This window comes from Seonamhaeicola sp. ML3 (assembly GCF_023273855.1).
GTDB lineage: Bacteria > Bacteroidota > Bacteroidia > Flavobacteriales > Flavobacteriaceae > Seonamhaeicola.
Genome location: NZ_CP096884.1, coordinates 2773743 through 2799930 on the forward strand (window position 1 = coordinate 2773743; position 26188 = coordinate 2799930).

Sequence of the window (26188 nt, forward strand, 5' to 3'; positions counted from 1 at the left end):
AGTCAATTTAGCAAAAGTATACAAAAAACTATTTAATATTTTACTGTTAACAAAACTTTTACTTAGTATTTATAAACTATCATAATAGCGCTTCTTATTTACGAAATAATCAAACACTATAGATGTTCTTTGATAATATTTTACGCTTCTTTTTTCAGATTGTCTTTTAAGCAATATTTTATTTAAATTTTTATAGAAACTAAAATGTGCTTTTAAGATGACTAAAGTATGTTTTGGTTTTAATTCCAAAAGAAACTTTATTCCTGCTATACCATCTAAAATTAACCTGACCAAAACTCTACCAAATACTATGCCATCTGCATTTTTGCAAAGTGTAAATAAACTATTTCTGAAATTCAAATAAGTCTTTTTGGGATTTGCTTTTTTCAGGGTAGCGCCTCCAAGGTGATAAACTTCAGATTTACCGGTATATTTTATGCTGTAACCTTTGTTTTTTGCCCTCCAACATAAATCGATTTCTTCCATATGGGCAAAGAATGATTCATCGAACCCATTAAGTTCCTCAAAAACCTTTTTCCTTATAAATAAGCAAGCACCAGAGGCCCAAAATATTTCGGTGGTATCATTAAATTGCCCGTGATCCTCTTCAATGGTATCAAAAATTCTGCCGCGACAATATGGGTAGCCATATTTATCAATAAAACCACCAGCTGCTCCAGCATATTCAAAATATTGCTTCCGATTATAGTCTAGGATTTTTGGTTGTATTATTGCTGTGTTGCTATAAGTCTTTAGCAACTCTAAAACTGGAGCTAACCAATTTTTGGTAACTTGTACATCGCTGTTTAAGAGACAAAAGATATCTGTGTTAATATGTTTAAGGGCCTCGTTATAACCTTTGGCATAGCCTCTGTTTTTTTTGTTTTCGATAATTTTTACCTCAGGAAAATAGGATTTCACAAAGCTGACAGAGTCATCATTGGAGGCATTATCTGCTACATAGATTTCAGCTTCAGTAGAGTATTGTGTAACCGTTGGCAAAAATTCTTCTAACAACGCTTTACCGTTCCAATTTAATATAACAACAGCTACTCTCATCCTTTGTAATTAGGAATATCTCTCAAAAAATTATAGCGTTCACTTTCAAAATCCATACGGCAATAATAGTGATTTAATCCGTTTGTTACCATTAAAAAATCTGCACTTAAAACCAGGTTGTATCTTGCAATTTGATCAAAGGTGTTTTGATTAATGGCTGCTTTAGGAGCTTTACATTCTACTATTAAATGAATACTTCCGTTGGGGTTAAAAACTACGATATCGTAACGTTTCCTCAAATCATTTACAAGTAATTCTTTTTCAATATTTATTAACGATTTTGGGTACTTTTTTTCTTCAATTAGATATTGAACACAATGTTGTCGAACCCATTCCTCGGGCTGTAAAACCACAAATTTTTTACGAATGCCATCAAAAATAGAAACTTTATTTTCGTTATTTTTGAATCGAAATGAATATGTAGGGAAATTTAGTTTTTGCACTACGCAAATTTGGTGATTTTTTTTCAATGGATGAAGTTAAACTACTAGTAACCGATATTAAGAACAAAAACCTCAAGCCCATTTATTTTTTAATGGGGGAAGAGCCCTATTACATAGATAAAATATCTGATTATATTGAGGATAATATACTATCTGAAGAAGAGCGCGGATTTAACCAAATGGTACTTTATGGCAGAGATGTATCGGTTGAAGATATTGTTGGAAATGCAAAACGCTTTCCAATGATGGCCGAACATCAGGTCATTATAGTAAAAGAAGCCCAAGATTTATCACGTACCATTGAAAAGTTAGTTTCATATGCCGAAAATCCGCAACCGACAACGGTTTTAGTGGTAAATTATAAATACAAAAAAATTGACAAGCGTAAAGCCCTTTATAAAACGTTAAAGAAAACTGGCGTTGTTTATGAGAGCAAAAAGCTTTACGAAAATCAGGTAGCAGATTGGATCAGGCGTGTATTATCTCCCAAAGGTTACTCCATTTCTCCAAAAGCAGCACAAATGTTGGTAGAGTTTTTAGGTACGGATTTAAGTAAAATTAATAATGAATTAGAAAAACTTCAAATCATTCTTCCTCAGGGCACTCAAATTTCACCAGAGCATATTGAAGAAAATATAGGGATAAGCAAGGATTTCAATAATTTCGAATTACGTAAAGCAATTGGGGAACGCAACAGTTTAAAAGCATATAGAATTGCTAATTATTTTGCTGATAACCCAAAGGATAATCCTATGGTCGTTACGGTTTCTTTATTATTCAATTTTTTTTCACAGTTACTCCATTTTCATGGCTTAAACGATAAGTCTCCAAGAAATGTGGCTTCTGCTCTAAAAGTAAACCCATATTTTGTTAATGAATATATAACAGCAGCAAAGAATTACCCAATGCGAAAAGTAAGTGCCGTGGTTGCATCGTTACGGTCTTTCGATGTGAAAAGCAAAGGGGTGGGAGCCAATGCTGTTTCTCATGGTGATTTATTAAAGGAACTTTTAGCAGTTATTTTAAATTAACTTATGGAAGTAAATATTCACCCAAGTTGGAAGCCTTATTTAAAAGATGAGTTTGATAAATCTTATTTTGAAGCATTGGTAGCTTTTGTAAAGCAAGAATATAATAATCATACTTGTTATCCACCTGGAAAGGAAATTTTCAATGCATTTAACTACTGTCATTTTAACAATGTTAAAGTTGTAATTATTGGTCAAGACCCTTACCACGGACAGGGGCAAGCTAATGGCTTGTGTTTTTCTGTTAAAGAAGATATACCTCATCCTCCTTCTTTAATCAATATTTTCAAGGAAATTGAAAAAGATTTAGGTTTAGCCTACCCCAAGAGCGGTAATCTACAAAGGTGGTCCCAACAAGGCGTGTTGCTTTTAAATGCGACATTAACAGTAAGAGCTAATAATGCTGGTAGTCATCAAAAAAAGGGATGGGAAGAATTTACAGATGCCGTTATAAAAATTATAAATAACCAAAAGTCGAACGTCATATTTTTACTTTGGGGTGGGTTTGCAAAACAAAAAGCTAAACTTATAGATAAATCTAAGCATCATGTTCTAACCTCGGGTCATCCTTCTCCCTTAAGTGCTAACAGAGGGTATTGGTTTGGCAATAAGCATTTTAGTAAATCCAATACCATTCTAGAAAGTATAGGTTCTACAAAAATAGCATGGTAAAATAAAACGATTAGCTGCCAGTAGGCGCTAATGTCAATTTTTCCTTAGAAGAAATTAATTCTGGATTTAAAATCACAGGAGGTTTTCTGTTAACTTTGGGCTTGTATTCGATTTTGTTGACACTAAATTTTAATAACAAGAAATTAAAAATAACTAGGGTGGTGATTGTGAGGGTAATTGTTAGTAACATAGGCGTTTGGGATTAAAACGTCGGCAAAATACATATTTTATGATAAAATACAAATTTTACATTTATTATTGGTTGTTAAATCAAAAATAAGAAATAAAATACTACAAAAACTTTTGTTGTTGTAGTTATTTTACACTTTTATTAGATAGTTAATATTTAGTAGTCATTTTAGATATATCTGTAATAAAGTTTATTGAATTTTATGAAATTGTGTTACTAAAAATTTTAGGATATGTGTTTATAGTTCTTTAAATAAAATTATTTTTGGAAAAAACTTGAGAGTATGGAAGTACCCAATTGGATAACAGTAAAGGAATACAAAGATATAACATACAAAAAATGTAATGGCGTAGCTAGAATAGCTTTTAATCGTCCTAATGTTAGAAACGCATTCAGGCCAAAAACAACCAGTGAGCTCTATGATGCATTTTACGATGCAAACGAAGATGTCAATATAGGTGTTGTTATATTATCCGCAGAAGGCCCCTCGACCAAAGATGGAGTATACTCTTTTTGTAGTGGTGGAGATCAAAAGGCCAGAGGACATCAAGGTTATGTAGGAGAAGATGGTTATCACAGGTTGAACATACTCGAAGTTCAGAGATTAATACGTTTTATGCCCAAGGCAGTAATTGCTGTGGTTCCAGGTTGGGCAGTTGGTGGTGGACACAGCTTGCATGTTGTATGTGATTTAACTTTAGCAAGTAAGGAACATGCTATTTTTAAACAAACAGATGCGGATGTAACAAGTTTTGATGGTGGCTATGGTTCTGCATATTTGGCTAAAATGGTCGGGCAAAAAAAGGCTCGAGAAATATTCTTTTTAGGAAGAAACTACTCTGCACAAGAAGCCTTTGAAATGGGTATGGTAAATGCCGTGATACCTCACGAAGAATTAGAGAATACGGCTTATCAATGGGCTCAAGAAATTTTGGCTAAGTCTCCAACATCCATCAAAATGCTCAAGTTTGCTATGAACTTGACTGATGATGGCATGGTAGGGCAACAGGTATTTGCCGGAGAAGCGACAAGACTGGCTTATATGACCGAAGAAGCCAAAGAGGGAAGGAATGCTTTTTTGGAAAAGCGAGCGCCAAATTTTGAAAAGAAGTGGATTCCTTAATATGAAACGATTTTCAATTTGGATTTCGGCCATGCGCCTAAGAACTCTGCCGTTGTCTGTGTCTGGGATTATTTTGGCGTCATGTATGGCTGAATATAATGGTTATTTTAACTTAAGGGTATTTATCCTAGCAATTTTAACTACGCTTAGTTTCCAAATTTTATCAAACCTGGCTAACGACTATGGCGATGGTGTTAAGGGAACTGATAATAAGGATAGAGTTGGTCCTGAAAGAGCACTTCAATCTGGAAGAATTTCCTCAGAAGAAATGTTTAATGCCATAAAGATTAACGTTCTCATTGCTATAATCCTGGCCATTTTCCTAATTTTTTCTGCCTTTGGAGTTTATCATTTATGGTACACCTTAATTTTTTTCTTTCTAGGCGTATCTAGTGTGGTTGCTGCAGTAAGGTATACAGTAGGTGAACGTGCTTATGGATACAAAGCACTTGGCGATATTTTTGTTTTTATATTTTTTGGTATAGTGAGTGTTATTGGGTGTTATATCCTATATGCAAAAAAAATTGATCATGTTGTCTTTTTACCAGCCATTAGCATTGGGCTTTTAAGTACCGCTGTATTAAATCTAAACAATATGAGAGACATGGCTTCAGATTTGAAGTCGAATAAAATTACCTTGGCTATTAAATTAGGTGAGAAAAAAGTAAGAACATATCATTTTGTACTCGTATCACTTGCTATGGTGTTGTCGGCGATTTTTGGTGTTTTGTATTATGTATCGCCATTTAATTTCATTTTTGTAATAGCTTACATACCCTTAATACGACATCTTGTTAAGGTTATTAACACAAAAGATTTAAAAGATTTAGATCCTGAATTAAAAAAATTAGCTTTAACAACGTTTTTGCTTGCAATTCTGATGGGTATCGGTCACTTATTATAGATAAATTTTGTAATTTTCTTTTCTAAATTTAACATTCAGAATAATGAAGATTACTTTTTTGGGCCACGCTAGTTTAGCTATTGAAATACAAGGTGTGGATATTCTTGTAGACCCTTTTATCACTGGGAATTCCAAAGCTTCGCATATCGACATAAATAAATTAAAGGCCGATTATATTTTGGTCACACATGCACATCAGGATCATATACTAGATGTAGAAGCTATAGCTAAGAATACTGGAGCAAAAATCATTTCTAATTACGAGATTGTTACACATTATGGGAATTTGGGAATTGAAGGACACCCTATGAACCATGGTGGTGCTTGGGAATTTGAATTTGGTACCGTAAAATATGTAAATGCAATTCATACTTCTTCTTTTCCAGACGGAACTTATGGTGGCCAACCAGGAGGCTTTGTAATAGAGGGTGAACATAAAAATATTTATATAGCTGGAGATACGGCATTGACCTTCGATATGAAATTGATACCAATGCAAACAACATTGGATTTAGCGGTTTTGCCAGTAGGCGACAATTTTACAATGGGTATTGAAGATGCTATTATTGCTTGCGATTTTATTGAATGTGATAAAGTTTTAGGATATCATTACGATACTTTCGGCTATATTGAAATAGACCATGACCTAGCTAAAAAGAAATTTTTTGAAAAAGGAAAGGATTTAATGCTGCTCGGTATTGGTGAGTTTATTGAATTATAGACGAACTGGTTGTTGTAATATTTTGTTTTGAAATTAAATGGATTGTTTTAACGGAATCTAAAATGTGTAAGCATCTAAATATCTAATGTTTCAGTGTTAAAAGCTTCTTACAAAAAATACATCTTAAATTTTAAACAAGCTAGTGGTACCTCTCGAGGTATATTAAGGACCAAGGAAACTTGGTTTATCATTTTAGAATCTCAAGGAAAACGCGGTATAGGTGAAACAGGTCTTTTTAGAGGGCTCTCTGCAGATGACAGACCTAATTACCAAGAAAAGTTAGAATGGGCATGTCAAAATATTAATTTGGGATTGGATAATCTTCTTGCTCATCTTACAGAATGGCCCAGTATTCAATTTGGATTAGAAATGGCCTTTAAGTCGTTGGCTTCTGAAGATGGTTTCGAACTTTTTCCCTCTAAATTCACCAACAGTGACGCTGCTATTGCCATCAATGGCTTAATATGGATGGGTTCTGAACGCTTCATGAAACAACAAATTGAAGATAAAATAAAAGCCGGTTTTGATTGCATAAAGATGAAAATTGGAGCCATAGATTTCGAAACCGAATGCAATCTTTTAAAGTCTATAAGAACTACTTTCTCATCAGATGAAATACAGTTAAGGGTAGATGCCAATGGCGCTTTTTCACCTTCTGAAGCTCTCGAAAAACTAAAAATACTTTCAGATTTCGATTTGCATTCTATAGAACAACCCATAAAACAGGGGCAAATAGCAGATATGGCCAAACTTTGTGCAATAACACCATTGCCCATTGCTTTAGACGAAGAATTGATTGGTGTTTATTCTGTAACAAAAAAGCGTGAATTAATACAAACCATAACCCCACAATTTATTATCTTGAAGCCCAGTTTAGTCGGTGGTTTTAAGGGTAGTGATGAGTGGATAGATATTGCAGAACAAAATCAAGCAAGATGGTGGATTACCAGTGCACTGGAGAGTAATATTGGGCTAAATGCCATAGCGCAGTATACGTATTTAAAACGAAGTAATATGCCGCAAGGTTTGGGAACAGGAGGTTTATTTACCAACAACATAGATAGTCCCTTAAAAGTAAAAGATGGGGCTTTGCATTACTCAAAAGAGAAAGACTGGAGTTTAGAAAAAATAACTTGAAAATAATACTATGTATATAGCACAAGCGTTTAATATTTTACATGATTGGTGGCGTTATTTGGTTGGACTAATTATTATAATTTTAGCTTGGCAGCTTTTAGGAGCCATTCCGTTGGGGATAGCTATTTTTGCCAAGGTATTTAGTGAAGGTGGAGATTTTAGTCAATTAGAAGCAAACGATATGCTCTCTATGCTAGAACCTAACCTCAATTTATTCTTATTGTTGTTAATGTTCGCCATTGGCTTAATTGCTGTTTTATTGGTTTCTAAATATTTGCACAAGCAATCACTAACACACTTAACAACAAGCCGTAAGAAGATAGATTGGAAACGGTTCTGGTTTATTTTTATACTTTGGGGCGTTGTATCTAGTAGCTTTGTACTCATCGATTATTTTCTTATAGCTCCGGAGGATTACGAGCTAAACTTTAAAACAGTTCCCTTTTTAATTCTTTGTATTATAGCTATTATCATGGTACCCATGCAAACAAGTTTTGAGGAATACCTGTTTAGGGGTTATTTAATGCAAGGTCTTGGGGTTTCCTCTGTTCATCAAAAGTTCCCTTTTACTATAATTTATACAATAATTGGTATTGTTGGATATATCTATTTTGACAGTATTTATAATTTTGGTTTTATGGAAGCTATAATTATATTTATATTATTGGTAAGTCTTCTAGTTTTACTTTTGAATACAAAAAACCTTACTACTTCCTCTTTGGATAGTTTATTATACAAGGTTTTAAAAAGAAATTCCACACCACTAATCCTAACTTCTGTAGTTTTTGGCTTATTACATATCGCCAATCCCGAAGTTGAACAATTGGGTTACGTTATTATGGTCTACTACATTGGTACTGGTCTATTTTTGGGAATAATAACGCTCATGGATGAGGGTATGGAACTAGCTCTAGGGTTCCACGCAGCCAATAACTTATTTACCGCTTTATTGGTAACAGCAGACTGGACGGCTTTCCAAACTCATTCTGTTTTAAAAGATATGTCTGACCCAGAGAAAATGGGCATAATGGAGATTTTCGTGCCTGTATTTGTAATATTCCCCATACTGTTATTTATCTTATCTAAAAAGTACAAGTGGAATAATTGGAAAGATAAATTATTTGGCCCGGTATTACCACCAACAAACGACGATTATAAAATTCTTGAAGATATAGAAACCAATTAGTTAATTCTGAAAAATAGTACACATGACACCAACCTACAAAAACGTTCACAACAGATTTAAATTAAATAACTATCACTACTCTTATGAAGACCTTATGGAGGTGGCCTATAGTTTCACAAAAGAAGGCGAACCCTACCAAAGAGAATTAGGAGTGTTTTTATTAGATTGGTTAGACAAAGAGGACTATGTAAAGGTCCAAACCTCTGGTTCAACTGGGAAACCCAAAAAAATAAAAATTAAAAAGCAGGCAATGGTACATTCTGCGATTGCTACTGGCGATTTTTTCAATTTAACTCCAGGGAAAAAAGTTTTAAGTTGCTTACCCTCTAATTTTATAGCAGGAAAAATGATGATTGTTAGGGCTATTATTTTAGGGTTAGAACTAGATATGGTAAAGCCTTCAGTAGAACCTAGAATAGATTTAAACAAAAAATACGATTTCTGTGCTTTTACACCAATGCAGCTCAAAAATTTCGCTAAGTATTTAAAATCTTTAAAAACCGCGATTGTAGGTGGTGGGCGCGTATCATCTCACATTAAGGAATTGATTAAAGATAAGCCAACGAACATTTATGAGACTTTTGGTATGACCGAAACCATATCGCATATCGCCGTTAGAAAACTAAACAATTTCACGGGAGACGAATCTGAAAAATATTTTGAGACGTTACCAGGTGTTACAGTATCTAAAGATGAAAGAGGTTGCTTGGTTATTGAGGCACCAAGTCTTACAGATGAAAAGTTGATCACTAATGATATCGTTGAAGTGTACTCCGATAATTCTTTTGATTGGTTAGGGCGTTATGACAATGTAATCAATTCGGGTGGGATAAAATTGTATCCAGAACAAATTGAAGAAAAACTTCAAACTAAAATAAACGGCGAGTTTTTTGTGACAGCTCAACCAGACGATGTTCTTGGTGAAAGACTAGTATTATTGGTAGAAGGCGAAGAAGGCTCTATTGATACTTCTATTTTTGAGGTTTTAGATAAATACGAAGTGCCCAAAGAAACGTATTATATACCTAAGTTTGCTGAAACACTTTCTGGAAAAATCCATAGGCAGAAAACTTTAGAATTACTGAATTAGTGAGTTAACTCATTCAAAAAGTAACTTCACTCATTTCAGATTTTATTTCATAATAGTTGGTTTTAGTTTTATATAAACTTTAAAATCAGCTATTATGAAACAACTATCCACACTTTTTTGGGTCTTTTGCGCCTTAGTACAAATTCAAGCTCAAGAAAAATTTGTTAAAGGAACAGTAACCGAATATCAAACGAATACTCCTATACCTGGCGTAACTATAATTGTCAAAGGTAATACAACTGGAGCTACAACCGATTTTGATGGTGAATATGAGCTCAAGGTTAACGAAAAAGACGTTTTAGTCTTTAGCTATATTGGGTTTAAAACAAAAGAGGTTCAGGTTGGAACGACTGCTACAATAGATGTTGTGCTGGAACCTGACTTGCAAACTCTAGACGAAGTTGTTGTTGTTGGTTATGGTGTACAAAGGAAGTCCTCTGTGGTGGGGGCGGTAACCTCTATTCAAGCCGAATCGATATCTAAATCAAGGCGAAGAAAGCAAAATACAAATGCATATCACAATAGTATTGCAAACCAATTGCAGTCGTCTTCTTTATCTAAGCCTTTGGGAGGTAAAGTTACAGGTATAGCGGTTTCAAATTCTGAAGAATTAAACCAACAGAATGGTAAAATTTACATCAGAGGTATGTCAACGTTTTCAAACACAAAATCACCCTTAGTTATTGTAGATGGTATTACAGTTAGCCATGATACCTTAAATAATCTTAACGTAAATGATATTAGCAACGTAAGTGTGCTTAAAGATGCCAAGGCTTCTCATATCTATGGTAGTAAAGGTGCTAATGGCGTTATTATTATTTCGACAAACTCTAATTATGCAAAAGTTCAAAAACAGCCTTTGTACATTGTAGATGGCAGCCCTATAAAAAAGGAAAACAACCATGTTGTAGAAGGGTTAAGTGAAAGTGATATACTAAATAAAAAATCGTATAGGGGAAAAGAAGCCAAGAAAAAGTTTGGAGCTGTTGCTAAGAACGGTTGTGTTGTAATCAATACAAAGCAGGGAAATTTTAACTTATATAATGATGATACCTATGCCATTATTGAAGAAAATAGTTTTGAAAGTACTTTAAGAGCGCCATTATCAACGTTTTCAATAGATGTAGATAAGGCTTCATATAGTAATGTTAGACGAATGATTAACAATGGTATGCCAGTAGAACCCGATGCGGTGAAAATTGAAGAAATGGTTAACTACTTTAATTATAACTATCCACAGCCCAAAGGGAATCATCCGTTTTCTATCAACACAGAAGTTTGTAAAACCCCTTGGCATAATCAAACAAAAATTGTAAAAATTGGTCTTCAGGGAAAAACTTTCGAAAGTGCAGATTTACCTCCTTCTAATTTAACGTTCTTAATTGATGTCTCTGGGTCTATGGGAGCTAGTAATAAATTACCACTATTAAAGTCGGCTTTCAAGTTATTAGTAAATCAACTCAGAGAAAAAGACAAAGTGTCTATAGTTGTCTATGCAGGTGCAGCGGGTGTTGTGCTGGAGCCAACTTCGGGGAGTAACAAATCGAAAATCATAGAGGCTTTAGATAATCTTGAAGCTGGAGGTTCTACGGCTGGTGGTGCTGGTATAACCTTAGCTTATAAACTAGCAGAGCAAAACTTTAAGAAGAACGGTAATAATAGAGTGATTCTAGCTACAGATGGCGATTTTAACGTGGGGGACTCCAGTGATAAAGCTATGGAAAAATTAATTGAGGAAAAACGAAAATCTGGTGTGTTTTTGTCGGTTTTGGGCTTTGGATATGGTAATTATAAAGATTCTAAACTTGAGACTTTAGCAGATAAAGGAAACGGTAATCATGCTTATATAGATACCATGCAGGAGGCACAAAAAGTTTTTGGAAAAGAATTTGGAGGGACATTATACACCATAGCTAAAGATGTAAAAATTCAAATAGAGTTTAATCCTAATAAGGTTAAGGCTTATCGATTAATAGGTTATGAAAATAGAATGTTAAACGATGAAGATTTTGTCGATGACAAAAAAGATGCTGGCGAATTAGGGAGTGGACATACCGTTACAGCCTTGTACGAAGTTATTCCCCAAGGTGTTAAAACCGATTATATTAAAGCTGTTACAGACCTAAAATATACCAAAGCAGCAGTATCAGATAACTTTTCTAATGAACTTTTTACCGTAAAGTTTAGATATAAGAAACCAGACCAACAAAAGAGTATTGAAATGGTACATGTGCAAAAGGATGAGGTGTCCGAACCAACATCAGATTTAAATTTTGCATCGGCAGTGGCGCTATTTGGCATGCAGCTTAGACAATCTAAGTATCATAACAACTCTAAAATCGAAGATGTTATTGCTTTAGCCAATAAAGGCCGTGGTGAAGATAAACAAGGTTATAGAGTAGAGTTTATTAGGTTGGTGTCTTCTTACCAAAACTTATAAGCTTTAGAACAAAAAGAGCGATGTAAAATGTCGCTCTTTTTGTGTTTTAGGAAAGCTATTGTTCGTAAATTGCGCTTTTAAAGTATATCGATAACCATTGTTTACCAAACAGATTAAGAGTTCATATCAACCCAAACGACTTGCAGTAAAACTAAGTGCTAAAGGCGAAAAGTCAGTTTTAAACAAGCACCCTTGGGTCTTTTCCAATAGTATAGAAAAGATTAGCGATAATGCAAAAACAGGAGATTTGGCAATTATATTTGGTAAGCGAAAAAATAAGGTCATTGGTCTTGGATTGTATGATGCAGATTCTCCCATAAGAATAAAAATGATTCATTATGCTTCAGCTGAAATCAATGCATCTTTCTTTTTAAAACGCATTGAAATAGCTTTTGATAAGCGTAAGCCACTTTTAAAAACAAATACTAATAGTTATCGATTACTTTTTGGAGAGAATGATGGATTTCCTGGTTTAATAGCCGATGTTTACAGTGATGTTTTGGTAGTTAAGTTATATTCCGAAATTTGGTTACCCTATTTTGATATCATTTTAAAAGGATTACAGGAAGTTTCGCAAGTCAATACCATTGTTTTAAGATTGAGTAGAACAATTCAGCAATCTAAAAATCATCAATTCCTAGACGGTGAAGTTGTCTTTGGTACTTTAAAGAATGAAGTGGTTGAATTTGTAGAACACCATGTAAAGTTTTCAGCAAACGTTATTAAAGGACATAAAACGGGTTACTTCTTAGACCATAGGCATAATAGAAAACAAGTAGGTGAGTTTAGTAAAAACAAAACAGTTTTAGATGTGTTCTCTTATGCTGGAGGTTTTTCGGTTCATGCATTATTTAATGGAGCAAAAGAAGTAACCAGTTTAGATATAAGTAAACAAGCTCTTGATATTGCCTTGGAAAATGGCAAACGAAACAATTACAAGGGAAAACATTTTACTATCGCTGGAGATGCCTTTAAAGAGCTTAATAAGTTAATAAAGGCTAATAAACAATTTGATGTTGTTGTTATAGATCCCCCGAGTTTTGCAAAACAGCAATCGGAAATTACATTGGCCAAAAAGAAATATGCACAACTCGCAGAATTAGGTGTTAAGCTAACCTCTAAAAACGGATTGTTAGTTTTAGCATCGTGTTCTTCGAGAGTTAAAGCCGAGTCTTTTTTCGACATTAACAAACAGGTTTTAACCGCTCAAAAACGACAGTTTAGTAACATACTAAAGACTGAACACGATATAGACCACCCTGTTGGCTTTCCAGAAGGCGCCTATTTAAAATGTGCTTATTATCGATTTAAAGATTAAATAAACGTACCGTTTTGATTCGCTTTTAGAGTGAGAACCTGATCAAGGTTTTTAATTTTAATTTGGTACTCTTTTTTTACAATATCTGTATCGCAATGGTATTTAATTAAGCAAAGGTCTTCAACAATAGCCCAATTAGGATATTGATTGGAGATAGCACTCATTACATCCATTGGCAACCTCACATCATAATACTGCTCAATAGTTTTTACAATTTTACCTTTACTATTAAAAAAAGCTTCAATCTTTCCTTGTTTTAGTTTAAACGTAACTTGATAGATGTCTTTAGGATTGTCAAATTCATCTTTTAGCACTTTAAAATTATAGTTTAAGATTTCTGCTTCTAATTTTTTAATTATTTGTGGATGGTTTTCATCTGATACAGAAGCATAATAATCAGAATTAATTGAGATTATCGTATTAGGTAGTTCAATAGTTTGAGCTGTTGTAAGGTAAGTTAAAAATAGTACAATAAGCGTAAATGGAATTTTCATGACATTGGTTTTAAAATAATTTTATCAAAAATAACTATGCGTGCATAATAAAAAGAATGATAAAAGTCATAAAATCAATTTATTATACTGTGACATGATAATCAATGGTCAATATTGTTATGCGTGCATAATATTTTTTATATTTGTAAAAATCACAATATAAATGGCAAAGCTACTTACAGATATTTTAAACATAAACCATCCTATTATCCAAGCGCCCATGTTTTTGGTATCTAATGTGCCAATGGTAGAAGAAGCCATGAAAAGTGGTATTGCCGGATGTATACCTGCTCTTAATTACAGAACACTAGATGAATTACGTTTGGCCATAAGAGTTTTAAAATCTTCTAAAGTTGAAGGTGGTGCGTTTGGGTTTAATTTAATTGTAAATAAGTCTAATATTAAATACAAAGGCCAGTTAGAGGTACTTTGTGAAGAAGGCTGCGATTTTATTATAACCTCTTTGGGAAGTCCAGAAGAAACCATAAAACAGGCTCATAAAGTGGGCATAAAAGTGTTTTGTGATGTAGTAGATTTAAAATTTGCTAAAAAAGTGGAATTACTAGGTGCAGACGCTATAATAGCTGTTAACAATGAAGCAGGTGGTCATCGAGGTAATATTTCTCCTCAAGAACTTATAACCAATTTGGTTAAAAATTGTAACATTCCTGTAATATCTGCAGGAGGAGTAGGGTGTAAGCAAGATGTTGAAAATATGCTAAGTTATGGTGCTGCAGGTGTTTCTGTAGGAAGTCCTTTTATAGCCTCCATAGAAGCTAATGTTACCCAAGAGTATAAACAGGCTTGTGTAGATTATGGTGCAGAAGACATTGTAATGACAGAGCGTATATCTGGTACTCCATGTACTGTAATTAACACGCCTTACGTTAAAAAAATAGGAACTAAGGCCACTTGGATTGAAAATCTCCTAAACAAAAACAGGAAGTTAAAGAAGTGGGTAAAAATGATTCGTTTTTCAATAGGTATGAATGCTACCAAAAACGCAGCTACTAAGGCTACATATAAAACAGTTTGGGTAGCAGGACCAAGTATAGAGCATACCAAAGAAATTCTTCCAACATCTGAAATAGTTAAGCGACTCATCTCTTAAACGGGTATTAACTTAAATACCACCTATCAAACACCTGATAATAGGTTTACCACATTCTTTATCTTATAGTATTCTTTATTCACATGCTTAGAATATAATTCAATAGGAGCTTTTCCTCTTTTTTTGCATTTTAGATATGTATTAACAAGCATACAGACGCAAAACCCTTTGTATTTCTGTAGAATCCATTCATCGAAACATAATCGCATTTCATAGAAGCTTAAATTCTGCTCAACGAATATATGGCGCATTTAAAGATCTTTTTAGTGCCTCTTAAATATTATCTGTAATTACGTACAAGTTTTAAGTGTTAACCAATTTTAAATTTTGGTTTCCTTTAAAATTTCCCTCCCTCTGTAAAGATTAATTAATTATCCAAAAAGTTTATTTACTAACGAATACATAATTAATCATGTACGCACAAATTTTGATTCTGTTTATTACAACACATGTGTTTTATTTCTATGGTAAAGCATCATTGACAATATTCTTTCGAAAAAAATTTCTTTCAATAACTGTGACGGTACCCGTCGATAAAGACGATAAAACAATATATAGCCTTTAAATCTAATTATCAGGTATATAGTTGTAAGGATGCTGTTCATAACTCGCTTTTATTGTGAATAAATACGTACAAGTACGTATGGTTTTTCATAATTATATAGATTACATTTACAGTGAGGGATTACATCATGCTTTAGTAAGATTATTATAAACATATATTTTTTAATCCTAACACTGTAATTATGAGACCTCAACCAATTTTCGCTCATGCCCCTCGACTTTTTTTATTTTACAACCTGAATTTTGTCGTTAAAATTTTTAAGACTCTTTTTTTCAAATCAAGAGTTTTAATGTCAATTCTATTTTTATTCTATTTTACAGGTTTAATCGATGCGCAAAACCAGAATGTAACATTAGATGCAAGCGCCGATTATTACGTAAATTCACAAACTTTGGGTAGAACTCCCATTGGAGGTGATACCATATTTGTATCTGCTACCAGAACTTTCCCTTTGAAGTTTCAGAATATTGAAGGAGATTCCATAAATCCTATTGTTGTTATAAACACTGGTGGACAAGTTAAGATTGACGGTGTACCTTCCAATACATGGGGAGCGCTTAGCTTTGAAAACTGTAAATACATCAAAGTGAGTGGGGCGGGACACCCTGGGTTTAAGTACGGTTTTGAATTAAAGGCTATTGAGTGTGGTTTGGCTTTCAGTGAATTGAGTTCAGATTGTGAGGTTGAAAACTTAAAAATAAGTCATGATGGTTTTTTTGGTATCATGGCAAAGAAGGATTATGGTGGTAATCCACCAAGTCCATATCCAATTTTTAAAAACTTGATTATTCATGATTGTTTTATCGAGAATGTATCAGAGGGTATGTATTTGGGTGAGACCAAATCTCCTGGTATGGAATTCAAGCACGTTAAAATTTATAACAATATTATTCGTAACACGCAACGTGAATCTATACAAATAGCCAATATGGTCGAAGATGTTGAGATTTACAACAACACAATGATAAACGCTGGAACAGATGGCGATATCTACCACATGAATAATTTGCAAATAGGTACTAACAGTGTCGTAAATGCATATAATAACATTATAATGGATGCTCCTGTTTGGGGGATTATTAGCATGGGAAAAGGCGATTGTACTTTCACTAATAATTATATCGCTTCTAGTCAAGGTATTTTTATTGATAACAGGCCTTTAGGAGATACCCTAACCCCAATAGATTTTCAAAATAATTATTTAAGGTCTATTAGTGGAGGCCAAATAATAAGGAACATGAACGAGCTTAATTATTTTACTGCCCATGGAAACAAGTACGATACTAATATTACATTTTATCTAGACCAAACAGGTGTTGATAATGACACTATCTATAACAACACCTTAACAACGGTATCTGAAATTCTATTTACAGATCCAACCAATAACGACTACTCGTTAGCACCCGGAACTGCTGCAGAGTATTTAAACATGGGAGCACCTGGTGGTCCAGAATTGTTGGAATATGATGATCCCGCTACAACACCCAGACAACTCATAATAACACCTGAAATGGTTATAGATTCAGTACAAGGCGGTAGTGTGCGTTCTCCTTTGTTTTTGTTCGATGAACAGGGGCTGGATATAGAAGCTAATGAACATGCTGTGAGTGATTCATGGAAACCAGATTATGGTATGTATGAGGATTCATATCATGCTATTGTAGATTTGGGAGAGGAACACAAAGTCACCGAAATTAATCTGCACGATATGCATGATGTACGAAACTTTACGGTAGAGTATTTAGATTCAACTTTAGTCTGGAATACTGTTTTTGTGGATTCGCTCGAAAATTTCAATACATGGAAAACCCACGCCACAGATTTTGAAAGCAGATACATCCGTTTTTCTATGTACGACCACGTTTTTGCGGCAGTAAATGAAGTTACGATTCAAGGATACCCACTTATTAAAGAATCTCAGCAAATAGTTATTGACTCAACCATGTATTCAGATTTGGTCCCTGGTGGTAGTGTTTATCCGGTTTCTAATCTGTTTGATGAGCAGAATATAGATGTAGAGGCTAATCAACATCCAACAAGTGGATCGTGGAAACCCCATGTGAATTCAAGTGAAGGGCCGTATTATGCGCTGATTGATTTTGGACAAGACTACCATATCTCTGAAGTAAAATTACATGATATGCATGCTATTTTTGACTTTGTTGTTGAATATGGCGATGGTGAAAATTGGACCGAACTATTCACAGAATCCTGTGGTAGTTTCAATATATGGAAGACACATGAAACTGATGTAAATACAAGGTATATTCGTTTAAAAATGCCATCAAGCCCTTTTGCGGCAATAAATGAAATTATTTTTAACGGTTACCCTATCATGACGCTTCTTGCTCCAGAACCCGAACAAGAGCCTGATCCAGAACCAGAACCAGAATCTTCACAAATCGTTGTGACCTCAAGTATGGTTACAGATTTAGTTTCCGGTGGGAGTGTAAGCTCGGCTCAATTTTTATTTGACGAACAAACTTTAGACCCTGTAGCTAATGATAGAGCCATAAGTAACACATGGAAACCCTATTATAATAATTCAATGGCACCGTATTATATCACTATAGATTTGCAAACAGCATATAATCTCACAAAAATCTATATGCACGATATGCATGATGTTAAAGATTTTAACGTAGAATATGATGACAATGGTACTTGGACGAATCTATTCGTAGAGTCTTGTAACGGTTTTAATGTTTGGAAAGAACATACTGTAGATGTGGAAACAAGATACTTAAGATTTGGTATGTTAGATAGTCCCTTTGCTGCCATTAACGAGATCATTCTTTTTGGTTATAGCCCGGGGAGTAGTTCAAAATCCAGTAAAGAAAAGGTTTCGGAAACTGCAGTGGGAAATGAAGTAGATACTTTTAAAGCGTTTACGTTGTACCCTAATCCCGTAAACGAATCGTTATACTTGAGATTTCCAGAAACCATGCTCGGATTAAACCAGATTAAGATATATGATTTATTAGGTAAGGTGGTATATGAGCAAAACATCGATGTTAAAGTTAGTTCAGCTCCTGTAAAAATTAATATCATGAAACTCGACAAAGCCTCTGGTTTCTTTGTGTTAAGTGCAATCGATAAAACAGGGGAGCGCCATGACATAAAGTTCATGAAACAATAATTAATTGTAATAAAAAGTAAAAAAGGGTTAGAAGTTCATTCTAACCTTTTTTCTTTTAGTTATGTTTTTTTAGTAAGATTTATTGAATTAGATTTAACAAATTTTATTGAAGCAACTAAACAAAAATAGCACCACTAAATTATGAAGACTTTTTTTTCAACCGTAATTATTAGCTTAGTTTTATTTTCTTGTAAAACCTCGAATAAAGAAGATTTATTTAATGGCAAAGACTTAACCGGTTGGACAATCTTTGTAAAAGATTCTACTATAAATCCAACCGAATTTTTCTATGTAAATAACGGGATGATAGAAACTGTTGGAAAACCGATAGGTTACCTAAGAACAGTCAAAGAATTTTCAAATTACAAATTACATGTCGAGTGGCGCTATCCAGAAAAACCAACCAACAGTGGTGTCTTTGTTCATGCTACTGGAGATGATTTAATTTGGGTTGGACATTATCAAGGACAGTTAAAACACGAAAATGCTGGAGATTTTATCGTTCACGGAGTAGGAAGAAGTGCAACACTGGCAGATAGCACCTATACCTCAACAAAAGCACATAAACCACTTATTCAAAAATTAAAAGATTCGAGTGAAAACCCAGCAGGCGAATGGAATAGTTATGATATTGTTTGTAAAGATGATACTATTGAATTATTTGTAAATGGTGTACTTCAAAATGTTGCCACTAATTGTTCAGTTATAAAGGGGAGTATTGGTTTACAAGCTGAAGGCTCTAAGATTCAGTTTAAAAATTTGTGGGTCGAATCCTTAGATTGATTTTTGCAGAGGTATAGCCTTCTCAATAGGGTGGCATTTCGTATTTTTACATAGAAAAAGATTTAAACTGGTTTTACCCATGCAATTGACTAAAGAAGCGATAATCGAGCAATTCAAAACGCACACAAAAAATACTTTAATCGAAACATTGGATATCGAATTGATAGACTTGGGAACAGATTTTCTAACATTGAAAATGCCAGTTACCCCAAAAGTGCATCAACCCGATGGTGTCTTACATGGTGGTGCGACCGTAGCTTTGGCCGAAACATGCGGTAGTTTTGCCGCAGAATTATTGTTAGATACCAAAAATTTTTTTGTACGCGGAATAGAGATTTCCGCCAATCATTTAAAAAGTGTAAAAGATGGTTTTGTTTATGCAAAAGCTACTTTCATACATAAGGGTAGAACCACGCAATTATTCGAAATAAAAGTCACTAACGATACCGACGATTTAATTTCGCTTTGTAAACTAACAACGGTTTCACTTCCCAGAACCAAATAATTTGTATGACCAAGACAGATTTTTTTAATAGTGTTTTTGAACACTATGGTTCGCAATTACCATTTGTAATTTACAAGAAACCTAACACAACAGAAGTTAAGGGTTTATTGCAAGAATCTGATACACTCATTATCACAGAGGAGTTTACTGAAAAAGGATTCGTTTTTTCACCCTTCGACGATCGTGAGGATTCAGTTTTGATACCTTTACAAGACTCAAAGGAGATTTCACATAATCATGTTATTGAGCCAACTAAATCAGAGTCTAGAACCAAGAATCCTAAAGCTGATATAAGTGCCAAAAATCAGCATATTGATTTAGTTAATAATGGAGTAAAAGCTATTAAAGAAGGTGCTTTTCAAAAGGTTGTTTTATCGCGAAAAGAAACTATTTTACTAAAAGAGACTCACCCTATTTCAATTTTCAAAAACTTGTTAAATACCTATCCTTCGGCTTTCGTGTATTGTTGGTATCACCCTAAAGTTGGCCTTTGGTTGGGTGCTACTCCAGAAACTTTATTGAAAATTGAAGCTAACCGATTTTCTATCATGGCATTGGCAGGAACTCAAGTCTATAAGGGTACGCTGGACGTAAATTGGGAAGACAAAGAAATTCAAGAACAAAAAGTGGTAACCGATTTTATAGTTGAGAGTTTAAAAAACACAACCGAAAAGATAAAGGTTTCCAACACCAACACGGTTAAAGCAGGTAGTTTACTGCACCTAAAGACCATGATTTCGGCACAATTAAAATCAACTTCAAGATTAAAAGAGATCTTGAATACAATTCACCCTACACCAGCTGTATGTGGTTACCCTAAGCAAACTGCTAAAAACTTCATTCTTAAACACGAAAACTACCATCGGGCCTATTATACTGGTTTTTTGGGAGAGTTGAATTACGATTTTAAAATGGCACCAAGATCTTCAAAGCGTAATATTGAAAACAGAGCTTACTCGATAACCAAAAAAAGTACCCAATTGTATGTGAATCTTCGCTGCATGCAATTACAGGGTGATGAAGCTATAATTTACATTGGAGGGGGCATTACACACAATTCTATTCCAGAAAAAGAGTGGGAGGAAACAGTCGCGAAATCCCTAATCATAAAAAATGTTTTGTATCCTTAGTTTTCCTGAGACATTATATAATTTGCTCCTAGAATTTTAAATCTAATACTGCCGGATTTCGTAATTTTGCAAATATACTGTCATTAAGCTTATGATTTATCCCAAAATTCCATTAGCACAAACTGTTGTTCAGCTCTGTAAAGCAAAAGGAATAAAACATATAATTATCTCTCCAGGGAGCCGTAATGCACCCCTAACTATTGGGTTTTCTCATGATAGTTTTTTTAAGAGTTATAGTATTGTCGATGAGCGTTGTGCCGCTTTTTTTGCTTTGGGTATTGCCCAGCAAACACAAGAACCTACTGCAGTAGTTTGTACCTCAGGCAGTGCTCTTTTAAACTATTATCCTGCAGTTGCAGAGGCTTATTATAGTGATATTCCGTTGGTCGTTATTTCTGCCGATAGACCAAAACATCTAATAGGTGTTGGTGATGGACAAACCATTAATCAGCCCAATGTTTTTGAAAACCATATTTTATATTCTGCCAATTTAAAATTGGATTTAAAAGAAGATGAAAGTTTGGAAGGTGAAGCACTACCAATCTTTAAAGCCTTAGAGAACAAGGTGGAAACCCTTTTGGGAATGAAACAATCTATTCAGGAGTTTAATGAATATGAAATTAATAAGGCACTAAATATAGCGTTGCAAAAAAGTGGTCCGGTTCATCTCAATGTACCTTTCGATGAGCCTCTTTATGACAGAGTAAGTGAGCTATCGGTTCATCCCGTGATTTTTCCATTAAAAGAAAAACAGGTTGATATAGCGCTGGATATAATTGATAGTTGTGTTAAAGATTGGAATGCGGCAAAACGGAAGATGGTTTTGGTTGGGGTAAAACAACCCAATCAAATTGAGCAAAAATGGCTCGATATTCTGGCGAAAGATGATAGCGTTATTGTGCTCACAGAGACAACATCCAATATCAACCATGATGGGTTTTTTCCAAGTATAGATAAACTTATTGCGCCATTAAAGGAAGAAGATTTTCAAGCCTTACAGCCAGAAATTCTTTTAACCTTTGGGGGACTTATCGTTTCAAAAAAAATAAAGGCGTTTTTAAGAAAACATAAACCTGACCAACATTGGCATATCGATACCAAAAAAGCTAATGACACCTTTTTTGCTCTAAACAAGTTCATCGAAGCACATCCCAATAACTTTTTTACGGAACTACTTTCCATAACTCATGCTGTTTCAAGTAATTATAGGCCTGTATGGGAAGCCGTTAAACAAAGACGTAGAACTAAACATAAAGCTTATTTGGAATCTATAGCGTTTACCGATTTTAAAGCTTTCGATTTTATTTTAAAGGCAATTCCAGATAACACCATTCTTCAATTAGGGAACAGCTCAACAGTGCGTTATGTGCAATTATTCAACATCAATAAGACCCTACAAGTTTATTGTAATCGTGGTACAAGTGGTATTGATGGTAGCACATCAACAGCTATAGGGTGTGCCGTGGCTTCAAAAAAACAAACTACCCTCATTTCTGGAGACTTAAGTTTTCTTTATGATAGTAATGCCCTTTGGAACAAATACATTCCTAAAAACTTCAGAATTATAGTAATTAATAATCAGGGCGGTGGTATTTTCAGAATATTACCCGGACATAAGAATACCGAGAACTTCGATACTTTTTTTGAAACAAACCACAATTTAACAGCAGAACATTTGTGTAACATGTTTGGTTTTGAATATATCACTGCATCAAATCTACTAAAGTTGCAATCTGGGTTAGAATCATTTTATTCTGAAGGTGATAAACCTAAACTATTGGAAATTTTCACCCCAAAACATCTTAATGATGAGGTTTTATTAGATTATTTTAAGTTCATAAAATAAAAATGTGACTTACTTAAGTTTGCTTGTGTCTAAAATATAGTATCTTTAAAAAAGTTATCAACTTAAGTATTTTACTAACATTAAAACATTATTTTATCATGAGTAAACGTGACGAATTAATTGCTAAATATGCTGCAGATTTAAAAGATAAATGTGGTGTTGAGGCAGACATGGATTTATTAACAAAAGTAACTATTGGGTGCGGGCCATCTATTTACAATGCTGATGCATCAACTGTTTCAAGTTCAGATCAATCAGAATTAGATACAGTAAAAAACAACTTTTTAATAAAAAAGTTAGGTCTTAGCGAAAGCGATGATTTAGATGGAGCTATTGCCGCTGTAATGGAGCAATATGGACAATCTAACAGAAATAAATATAGAGCTGTAGTTTATTATTTACTTACTAAACACTTTGGTAAAGAGTCTGTTTATTAAAAACTACAAGACGTTATAATAAATTAAGAGCGCTGCAATGTTGTAGCGCTTTTTCTTTGCATTAATCTTTGTAACTATTTGGGCGACTGCCCACCTGTGGTATCGCAGACTGGTTACCCTACCGGGTCAGGCTTTCCGTTACAATCTTTTCTTTCTGTCATTTCTGCCTTTCTACTGTCGCTCAAGATAAACTACGGCAGGAATCCACAAACAAAAGGAAATAGTTAATGAGAACCTTGTATACAATATCTTTACTACTTTGCGACTTTGCGAGATAAGTTTTTTTACCTTTGCCGCATTATGAAGTTAGGACAAATAAATACCTTAGAAATACTTAGGGAAACAGACCACGGCGTCTATCTTGTTGATGAAGAAAACAACGAAGTTTTACTTCCGAATAGGTATGTTCCAGATGCGTTTAAAATTTGGGATAAAATCGAAGTATTTGTTTACCTCGATAATGAAGAACGGCTGGTAGCAACAACAGATAAGCCCTATATTACATTAGGAGACTTTGCATTGTTGAGATGCAGCGCGGTTACCGAATATGGTGCATTTTTAGATTGGGGGTTGGTAAAAGAATTGTTTTGTCCTTTTAAAGAGCAAGTATTTAAAATGAAACCCGGTGGTTGGTATTTAGTGCATTGTTATTTAGATGAAAAAACCGAAAGGCTAGTTGCTTCTAGTAAAACCAATAGGTTTTTAGATAACAAGGAATTAAAGGTGGGTCAATTTGATGAAGTGGATATCATAGCCTCACATCCATCGGATATGGGTTGGAATGTAATAGTGAATAAAATACATTCTGGTTTAATTTTTAATGATACTATCTTTAACGATATCAACGTTGGGGACAAGTTTAAAGGGGTCGTAAAAAAGATTCGAGAAGGCAATAAATTAGATGTCGTTATAGGACAAGTTGGTTATAGAAACATAGAGCCTAACGCAAAACGAATACTTGAAGAGCTTGAGGATAATAGTGGGTATATAAATCTAACAGATAAATCGGATCCAGAAGCTATTAAAGAACAGCTTCAAATGAGTAAAAAGAGCTTTAAAAAAGCTATTGGGACTTTATATAAACAAAAACAAGTGGATTTAAAGCCAGATGGCATTTATAAGTTATGATCAATCAAGATACCATAGTAGCTTTAGCAACTCCATCTGGTGCAGGGGCCATCGCTGTTATAAGGTTGTCTGGTAAAGATGCCATTCGTCTTGCTGATGCTCAGTTTAAATCTGTGAGTCAAAAAAAACTGCTTGAACAGGCCACACATACCATTCATTTAGGCCATATCGTGGATGGAGAAAGAACCATCGATGAGGTTTTGGTATCCGTATTTAAAAACCCCAATTCATACACCGGCGAGCATGTTGTTGAGATATCTTGCCATGGTTCCAGTTATATTCAACAGGAAATTATCCAATTGTTTTTGCGTAAGGGATGCCGTATGGCTACCGCGGGAGAGTTCACTTTACGTGCATTTTTAAATGGAAAGCTTGATTTAAGTCAAGCAGAGGCCGTGGCAGATTTAATTGCTAGCGACAACGAAGCATCTCACCAAATAGCAATGCAACAAATGCGTGGTGGTTTTTCTACCGAAATTGCTAAACTAAGAGAGGAGCTTTTAAATTTCGCCTCGTTAATAGAATTGGAATTAGATTTTGCCGAGGAAGATGTAGAGTTTGCAGATAGGACTCAGTTTAAGGATTTAATAGATAGAATCACACATGTTTTAAAAGGGTTAATAGATTCTTTTGCGGTAGGGAACGTGATTAAAAATGGTATTCCAGTAGCTATTGTTGGTGAACCCAATGTTGGGAAGTCTACATTGTTAAATGCTTTACTTAATGAAGAAAGGGCTATAGTTTCTGATATTGCAGGAACGACTCGAGATACCATAGAAGACGAAATTTCTATTGGTGGTATTGGTTTTCGGTTTATTGATACAGCAGGTATTAGAGAAACCAAGGATGTTGTAGAAAGTATTGGTATTAAAAAAACGTTCGAAAAAATTGAACAATCGCAAGTAGTGATATATCTTTTTGAAGCAGATGTTTTTACTGATAATTCTGAGAAATCTCAAATACTCAAGGTCGAGATTGAGAAGATTAAAAACAAATACCCTCAAAAACCTTTGTTGATTATTGCAAATAAGTCTGATAAATTATCACAGGAACAATCTTCAGAATTAGAGGTAGCCCTCAATACAATTGAAGGGTCACAGTCGCTATTATTATCAGCAAAAACTGGAAAGGGAGTAGACCAACTCAAGGAAACACTTTTGAGTTTTGTAAATACAGGAGTTCTAAAAAACAATGATACCATAGTTACTAATACGAGACATTATGATGCCTTGTTAAAAGCTTTAGAAGAGGTGTCTAAAGTAAAATATGGTCTAGAAACAGGATTGTCAGGTGATTTGCTGGCGATAGATATACGTCAGGCATTATACCATTTCGGTGAGATAACCGGTGAGATTACAAGCGATGATTTATTGGGTAACATCTTTGCTAACTTTTGTATCGGAAAGTAAATAAATTATTATCTGCATTATGTCCAAGCAAAACAATACCTTAAAAATCATTCAAGAACTAATTGAGGCCATCATCAAAGCATTAGGTTATGGAAGTAAGACTCGAAAACGCACCTGGCACCAACACGTGGTTCCTTATGAAGATGACTGGGCAGTTCGTAGAGAAGGTAATAAACGCGTTACCTCAAAACACAAAAAACAAAGCACAGCCATAAGAAAAGCTAAAACCATAGCTAAACGTTATGATGCTGATGTAATAATTCACAGAGCCTCAGGGGGTATCAGAGAACGTATAAGCTACAAAGACGATTAACTAAGTTAATTTTT

Annotated in this window: 23 protein-coding genes; 20 read left to right on the forward strand and 3 right to left on the reverse strand. The window is 34.3% G+C overall.

Annotated elements, in window-relative coordinates:
- Positions 1 to 69 precede the first annotated feature (69 nt).
- Both M0214_RS11970 and M0214_RS11975 read right to left on the reverse strand, forming a co-directional pair.
- Complete coding sequence (locus M0214_RS11970) at positions 70 to 1059, reverse strand: glycosyltransferase family 2 protein (protein WP_248722799.1); 990 nt, start codon at positions 1057 to 1059, stop codon at positions 70 to 72.
- Positions 1056 to 1502 carry a type I restriction enzyme HsdR N-terminal domain-containing protein gene (locus M0214_RS11975; protein WP_248722800.1) on the reverse strand — a complete coding sequence of 149 codons (447 nt, stop codon included), beginning with the start codon at positions 1500 to 1502 and terminating at the stop codon, positions 1056 to 1058. The genes M0214_RS11970 and M0214_RS11975 overlap by 4 nt, the downstream gene beginning before the upstream one ends.
- A 26-nt stretch (positions 1503 to 1528) precedes the next feature.
- Here M0214_RS11975 and holA point away from each other — a divergent pair, with 26 nt between their 5' ends.
- The 10 genes from holA to M0214_RS12025 all read left to right on the forward strand — a co-directional run bounded on the left by holA (position 1529) and on the right by M0214_RS12025 (position 13311).
- Complete coding sequence (holA, locus tag M0214_RS11980; protein WP_248722801.1) at positions 1529 to 2533, forward strand: DNA polymerase III subunit delta; 1005 nt, start codon at positions 1529 to 1531, stop codon at positions 2531 to 2533.
- A 3-nt stretch (positions 2534 to 2536) separates the two neighbouring features.
- Positions 2537 to 3202: a uracil-DNA glycosylase gene (locus M0214_RS11985; protein WP_248722802.1), complete on the forward strand. Its 666-nt coding sequence runs from the start codon at positions 2537 to 2539 to the stop codon at positions 3200 to 3202.
- A 473-nt stretch (positions 3203 to 3675) separates the two neighbouring features.
- Entirely contained in the window at positions 3676 to 4515 is an 840-nt protein-coding gene (locus tag M0214_RS11990; protein WP_248722803.1) for a 1,4-dihydroxy-2-naphthoyl-CoA synthase, read from the forward strand.
- 1 nt (position 4516) lies between these two features.
- Positions 4517 to 5419: a 1,4-dihydroxy-2-naphthoate octaprenyltransferase gene (gene menA, locus M0214_RS11995; RefSeq protein ID WP_248722804.1), complete on the forward strand. Its 903-nt coding sequence runs from the start codon at positions 4517 to 4519 to the stop codon at positions 5417 to 5419.
- Between the two features lie 43 nt (positions 5420 to 5462).
- The gene (locus tag M0214_RS12000) at positions 5463 to 6140 is read left to right on the forward strand and encodes a metal-dependent hydrolase (RefSeq protein WP_248722805.1); all 678 of its coding nucleotides are present in this window, start codon (positions 5463 to 5465) and stop codon (positions 6138 to 6140) included.
- A 93-nt stretch (positions 6141 to 6233) separates the two neighbouring features.
- Complete coding sequence (locus M0214_RS12005; protein WP_248722806.1) at positions 6234 to 7277, forward strand: o-succinylbenzoate synthase; 1044 nt, start codon at positions 6234 to 6236, stop codon at positions 7275 to 7277.
- Between the two features lie 10 nt (positions 7278 to 7287).
- A complete protein-coding gene (locus tag M0214_RS12010; protein ID WP_248722807.1) occupies positions 7288 to 8463 on the forward strand; it encodes a CPBP family intramembrane glutamic endopeptidase in 1176 nt (391 codons plus the stop codon).
- Between the two features lie 22 nt (positions 8464 to 8485).
- The gene (locus M0214_RS12015; RefSeq protein ID WP_248722808.1) at positions 8486 to 9553 is read left to right on the forward strand and encodes an AMP-binding protein; all 1068 of its coding nucleotides are present in this window, start codon (positions 8486 to 8488) and stop codon (positions 9551 to 9553) included.
- 94 nt (positions 9554 to 9647) lie between these two features.
- Positions 9648 to 11993: a VWA domain-containing protein gene (locus M0214_RS12020; protein WP_248722809.1), complete on the forward strand. Its 2346-nt coding sequence runs from the start codon at positions 9648 to 9650 to the stop codon at positions 11991 to 11993.
- A gap of 97 nt (positions 11994 to 12090) precedes the next feature.
- Positions 12091 to 13311 carry a class I SAM-dependent rRNA methyltransferase gene (locus M0214_RS12025; RefSeq protein WP_248722810.1) on the forward strand — a complete coding sequence of 407 codons (1221 nt, stop codon included), beginning with the start codon at positions 12091 to 12093 and terminating at the stop codon, positions 13309 to 13311.
- On the opposite strand, the gene M0214_RS12030 is transcribed toward M0214_RS12025, so the two are convergent.
- The gene (locus M0214_RS12030) at positions 13308 to 13805 is read right to left on the reverse strand and encodes a hypothetical protein (protein WP_248722811.1); all 498 of its coding nucleotides are present in this window, start codon (positions 13803 to 13805) and stop codon (positions 13308 to 13310) included. The two genes, M0214_RS12025 and M0214_RS12030, sit on opposite strands and share 4 nt — an antisense overlap.
- Before the next feature lie 163 nt (positions 13806 to 13968).
- On the opposite strand from M0214_RS12030, the gene M0214_RS12035 reads away from it, so the two are divergent.
- The 10 genes from M0214_RS12035 (at position 13969) to M0214_RS12080 (ending at position 26174) form a co-directional block, all read left to right on the forward strand.
- On the forward strand, positions 13969 to 14916 hold the full coding sequence (locus M0214_RS12035; RefSeq protein WP_248722812.1) for a nitronate monooxygenase family protein: 948 nt from the start codon (positions 13969 to 13971) through the stop codon (positions 14914 to 14916).
- Between the two features lie 854 nt (positions 14917 to 15770).
- Positions 15771 to 18623 carry a discoidin domain-containing protein gene (locus M0214_RS12040; protein ID WP_248722813.1) on the forward strand — a complete coding sequence of 951 codons (2853 nt, stop codon included), beginning with the start codon at positions 15771 to 15773 and terminating at the stop codon, positions 18621 to 18623.
- A 141-nt stretch (positions 18624 to 18764) separates the two neighbouring features.
- Positions 18765 to 19406, forward strand: coding sequence for a DUF1080 domain-containing protein (locus M0214_RS12045; protein WP_248722814.1), 642 nt, complete (start codon positions 18765 to 18767; stop codon positions 19404 to 19406).
- Between the two features lie 79 nt (positions 19407 to 19485).
- Positions 19486 to 19911 (forward strand): PaaI family thioesterase, encoded by a 426-nt coding sequence (locus tag M0214_RS12050; RefSeq protein ID WP_248722815.1) that lies wholly within the window; start codon positions 19486 to 19488, stop codon positions 19909 to 19911.
- A gap of 5 nt (positions 19912 to 19916) precedes the next feature.
- Positions 19917 to 21041: a chorismate-binding protein gene (locus tag M0214_RS12055; protein ID WP_248722816.1), complete on the forward strand. Its 1125-nt coding sequence runs from the start codon at positions 19917 to 19919 to the stop codon at positions 21039 to 21041.
- Positions 21042 to 21132: 91 nt separating this feature from the next.
- Positions 21133 to 22887, forward strand: coding sequence for a 2-succinyl-5-enolpyruvyl-6-hydroxy-3-cyclohexene-1-carboxylic-acid synthase (gene menD / locus M0214_RS12060; RefSeq protein WP_248722817.1), 1755 nt, complete (start codon positions 21133 to 21135; stop codon positions 22885 to 22887).
- A gap of 98 nt (positions 22888 to 22985) precedes the next feature.
- Positions 22986 to 23324: a DUF2853 family protein gene (locus tag M0214_RS12065; RefSeq protein ID WP_248722818.1), complete on the forward strand. Its 339-nt coding sequence runs from the start codon at positions 22986 to 22988 to the stop codon at positions 23322 to 23324.
- A 297-nt stretch (positions 23325 to 23621) separates the two neighbouring features.
- Positions 23622 to 24452: a S1 RNA-binding domain-containing protein gene (locus M0214_RS12070; protein ID WP_248724958.1), complete on the forward strand. Its 831-nt coding sequence runs from the start codon at positions 23622 to 23624 to the stop codon at positions 24450 to 24452.
- Positions 24449 to 25861 carry a tRNA uridine-5-carboxymethylaminomethyl(34) synthesis GTPase MnmE gene (gene mnmE / locus M0214_RS12075; protein WP_248722819.1) on the forward strand — a complete coding sequence of 471 codons (1413 nt, stop codon included), beginning with the start codon at positions 24449 to 24451 and terminating at the stop codon, positions 25859 to 25861. Before M0214_RS12070 ends, mnmE begins: the two co-directional genes overlap by 4 nt.
- A gap of 19 nt (positions 25862 to 25880) precedes the next feature.
- Complete coding sequence (locus tag M0214_RS12080; protein ID WP_248722820.1) at positions 25881 to 26174, forward strand: DUF2188 domain-containing protein; 294 nt, start codon at positions 25881 to 25883, stop codon at positions 26172 to 26174.
- The last annotated feature ends 14 nt before the right edge of the window (positions 26175 to 26188 follow it).

Excerpts from the sequence above, each read along its gene's own strand:
- M0214_RS11970 (WP_248722799.1), bottom strand. The coding sequence starts at position 1,059 with ATGAGAGTAGCTGTTGTTATATTAAATTGGAACGGTAAAGCGTTGTTA.
- holA (WP_248722801.1), top strand. The coding sequence starts at position 1,529 with ATGGATGAAGTTAAACTACTAGTAACCGATATTAAGAACAAAAACCTC.
- M0214_RS11985 (WP_248722802.1), top strand. The coding sequence starts at position 2,537 with ATGGAAGTAAATATTCACCCAAGTTGGAAGCCTTATTTAAAAGATGAG.
- M0214_RS11990 (WP_248722803.1), top strand. The coding sequence starts at position 3,676 with ATGGAAGTACCCAATTGGATAACAGTAAAGGAATACAAAGATATAACA.
- menA (WP_248722804.1), top strand. The coding sequence starts at position 4,517 with ATGAAACGATTTTCAATTTGGATTTCGGCCATGCGCCTAAGAACTCTG.
- M0214_RS12000 (WP_248722805.1), top strand. The coding sequence starts at position 5,463 with ATGAAGATTACTTTTTTGGGCCACGCTAGTTTAGCTATTGAAATACAA.
- M0214_RS12010 (WP_248722807.1), top strand. The coding sequence starts at position 7,288 with ATGTATATAGCACAAGCGTTTAATATTTTACATGATTGGTGGCGTTAT.
- M0214_RS12015 (WP_248722808.1), top strand. The coding sequence starts at position 8,486 with ATGACACCAACCTACAAAAACGTTCACAACAGATTTAAATTAAATAAC.
- M0214_RS12020 (WP_248722809.1), top strand. The coding sequence starts at position 9,648 with ATGAAACAACTATCCACACTTTTTTGGGTCTTTTGCGCCTTAGTACAA.
- M0214_RS12030 (WP_248722811.1), bottom strand. The coding sequence starts at position 13,805 with ATGAAAATTCCATTTACGCTTATTGTACTATTTTTAACTTACCTTACA.
- M0214_RS12035 (WP_248722812.1), top strand. The coding sequence starts at position 13,969 with ATGGCAAAGCTACTTACAGATATTTTAAACATAAACCATCCTATTATC.
- M0214_RS12040 (WP_248722813.1), top strand. The coding sequence starts at position 15,771 with ATGTCAATTCTATTTTTATTCTATTTTACAGGTTTAATCGATGCGCAA.
- M0214_RS12045 (WP_248722814.1), top strand. The coding sequence starts at position 18,765 with ATGAAGACTTTTTTTTCAACCGTAATTATTAGCTTAGTTTTATTTTCT.
- M0214_RS12050 (WP_248722815.1), top strand. The coding sequence starts at position 19,486 with ATGCAATTGACTAAAGAAGCGATAATCGAGCAATTCAAAACGCACACA.
- M0214_RS12055 (WP_248722816.1), top strand. The coding sequence starts at position 19,917 with ATGACCAAGACAGATTTTTTTAATAGTGTTTTTGAACACTATGGTTCG.
- menD (WP_248722817.1), top strand. The coding sequence starts at position 21,133 with ATGATTTATCCCAAAATTCCATTAGCACAAACTGTTGTTCAGCTCTGT.
- M0214_RS12065 (WP_248722818.1), top strand. The coding sequence starts at position 22,986 with ATGAGTAAACGTGACGAATTAATTGCTAAATATGCTGCAGATTTAAAA.
- mnmE (WP_248722819.1), top strand. The coding sequence starts at position 24,449 with ATGATCAATCAAGATACCATAGTAGCTTTAGCAACTCCATCTGGTGCA.
- M0214_RS12080 (WP_248722820.1), top strand. The coding sequence starts at position 25,881 with ATGTCCAAGCAAAACAATACCTTAAAAATCATTCAAGAACTAATTGAG.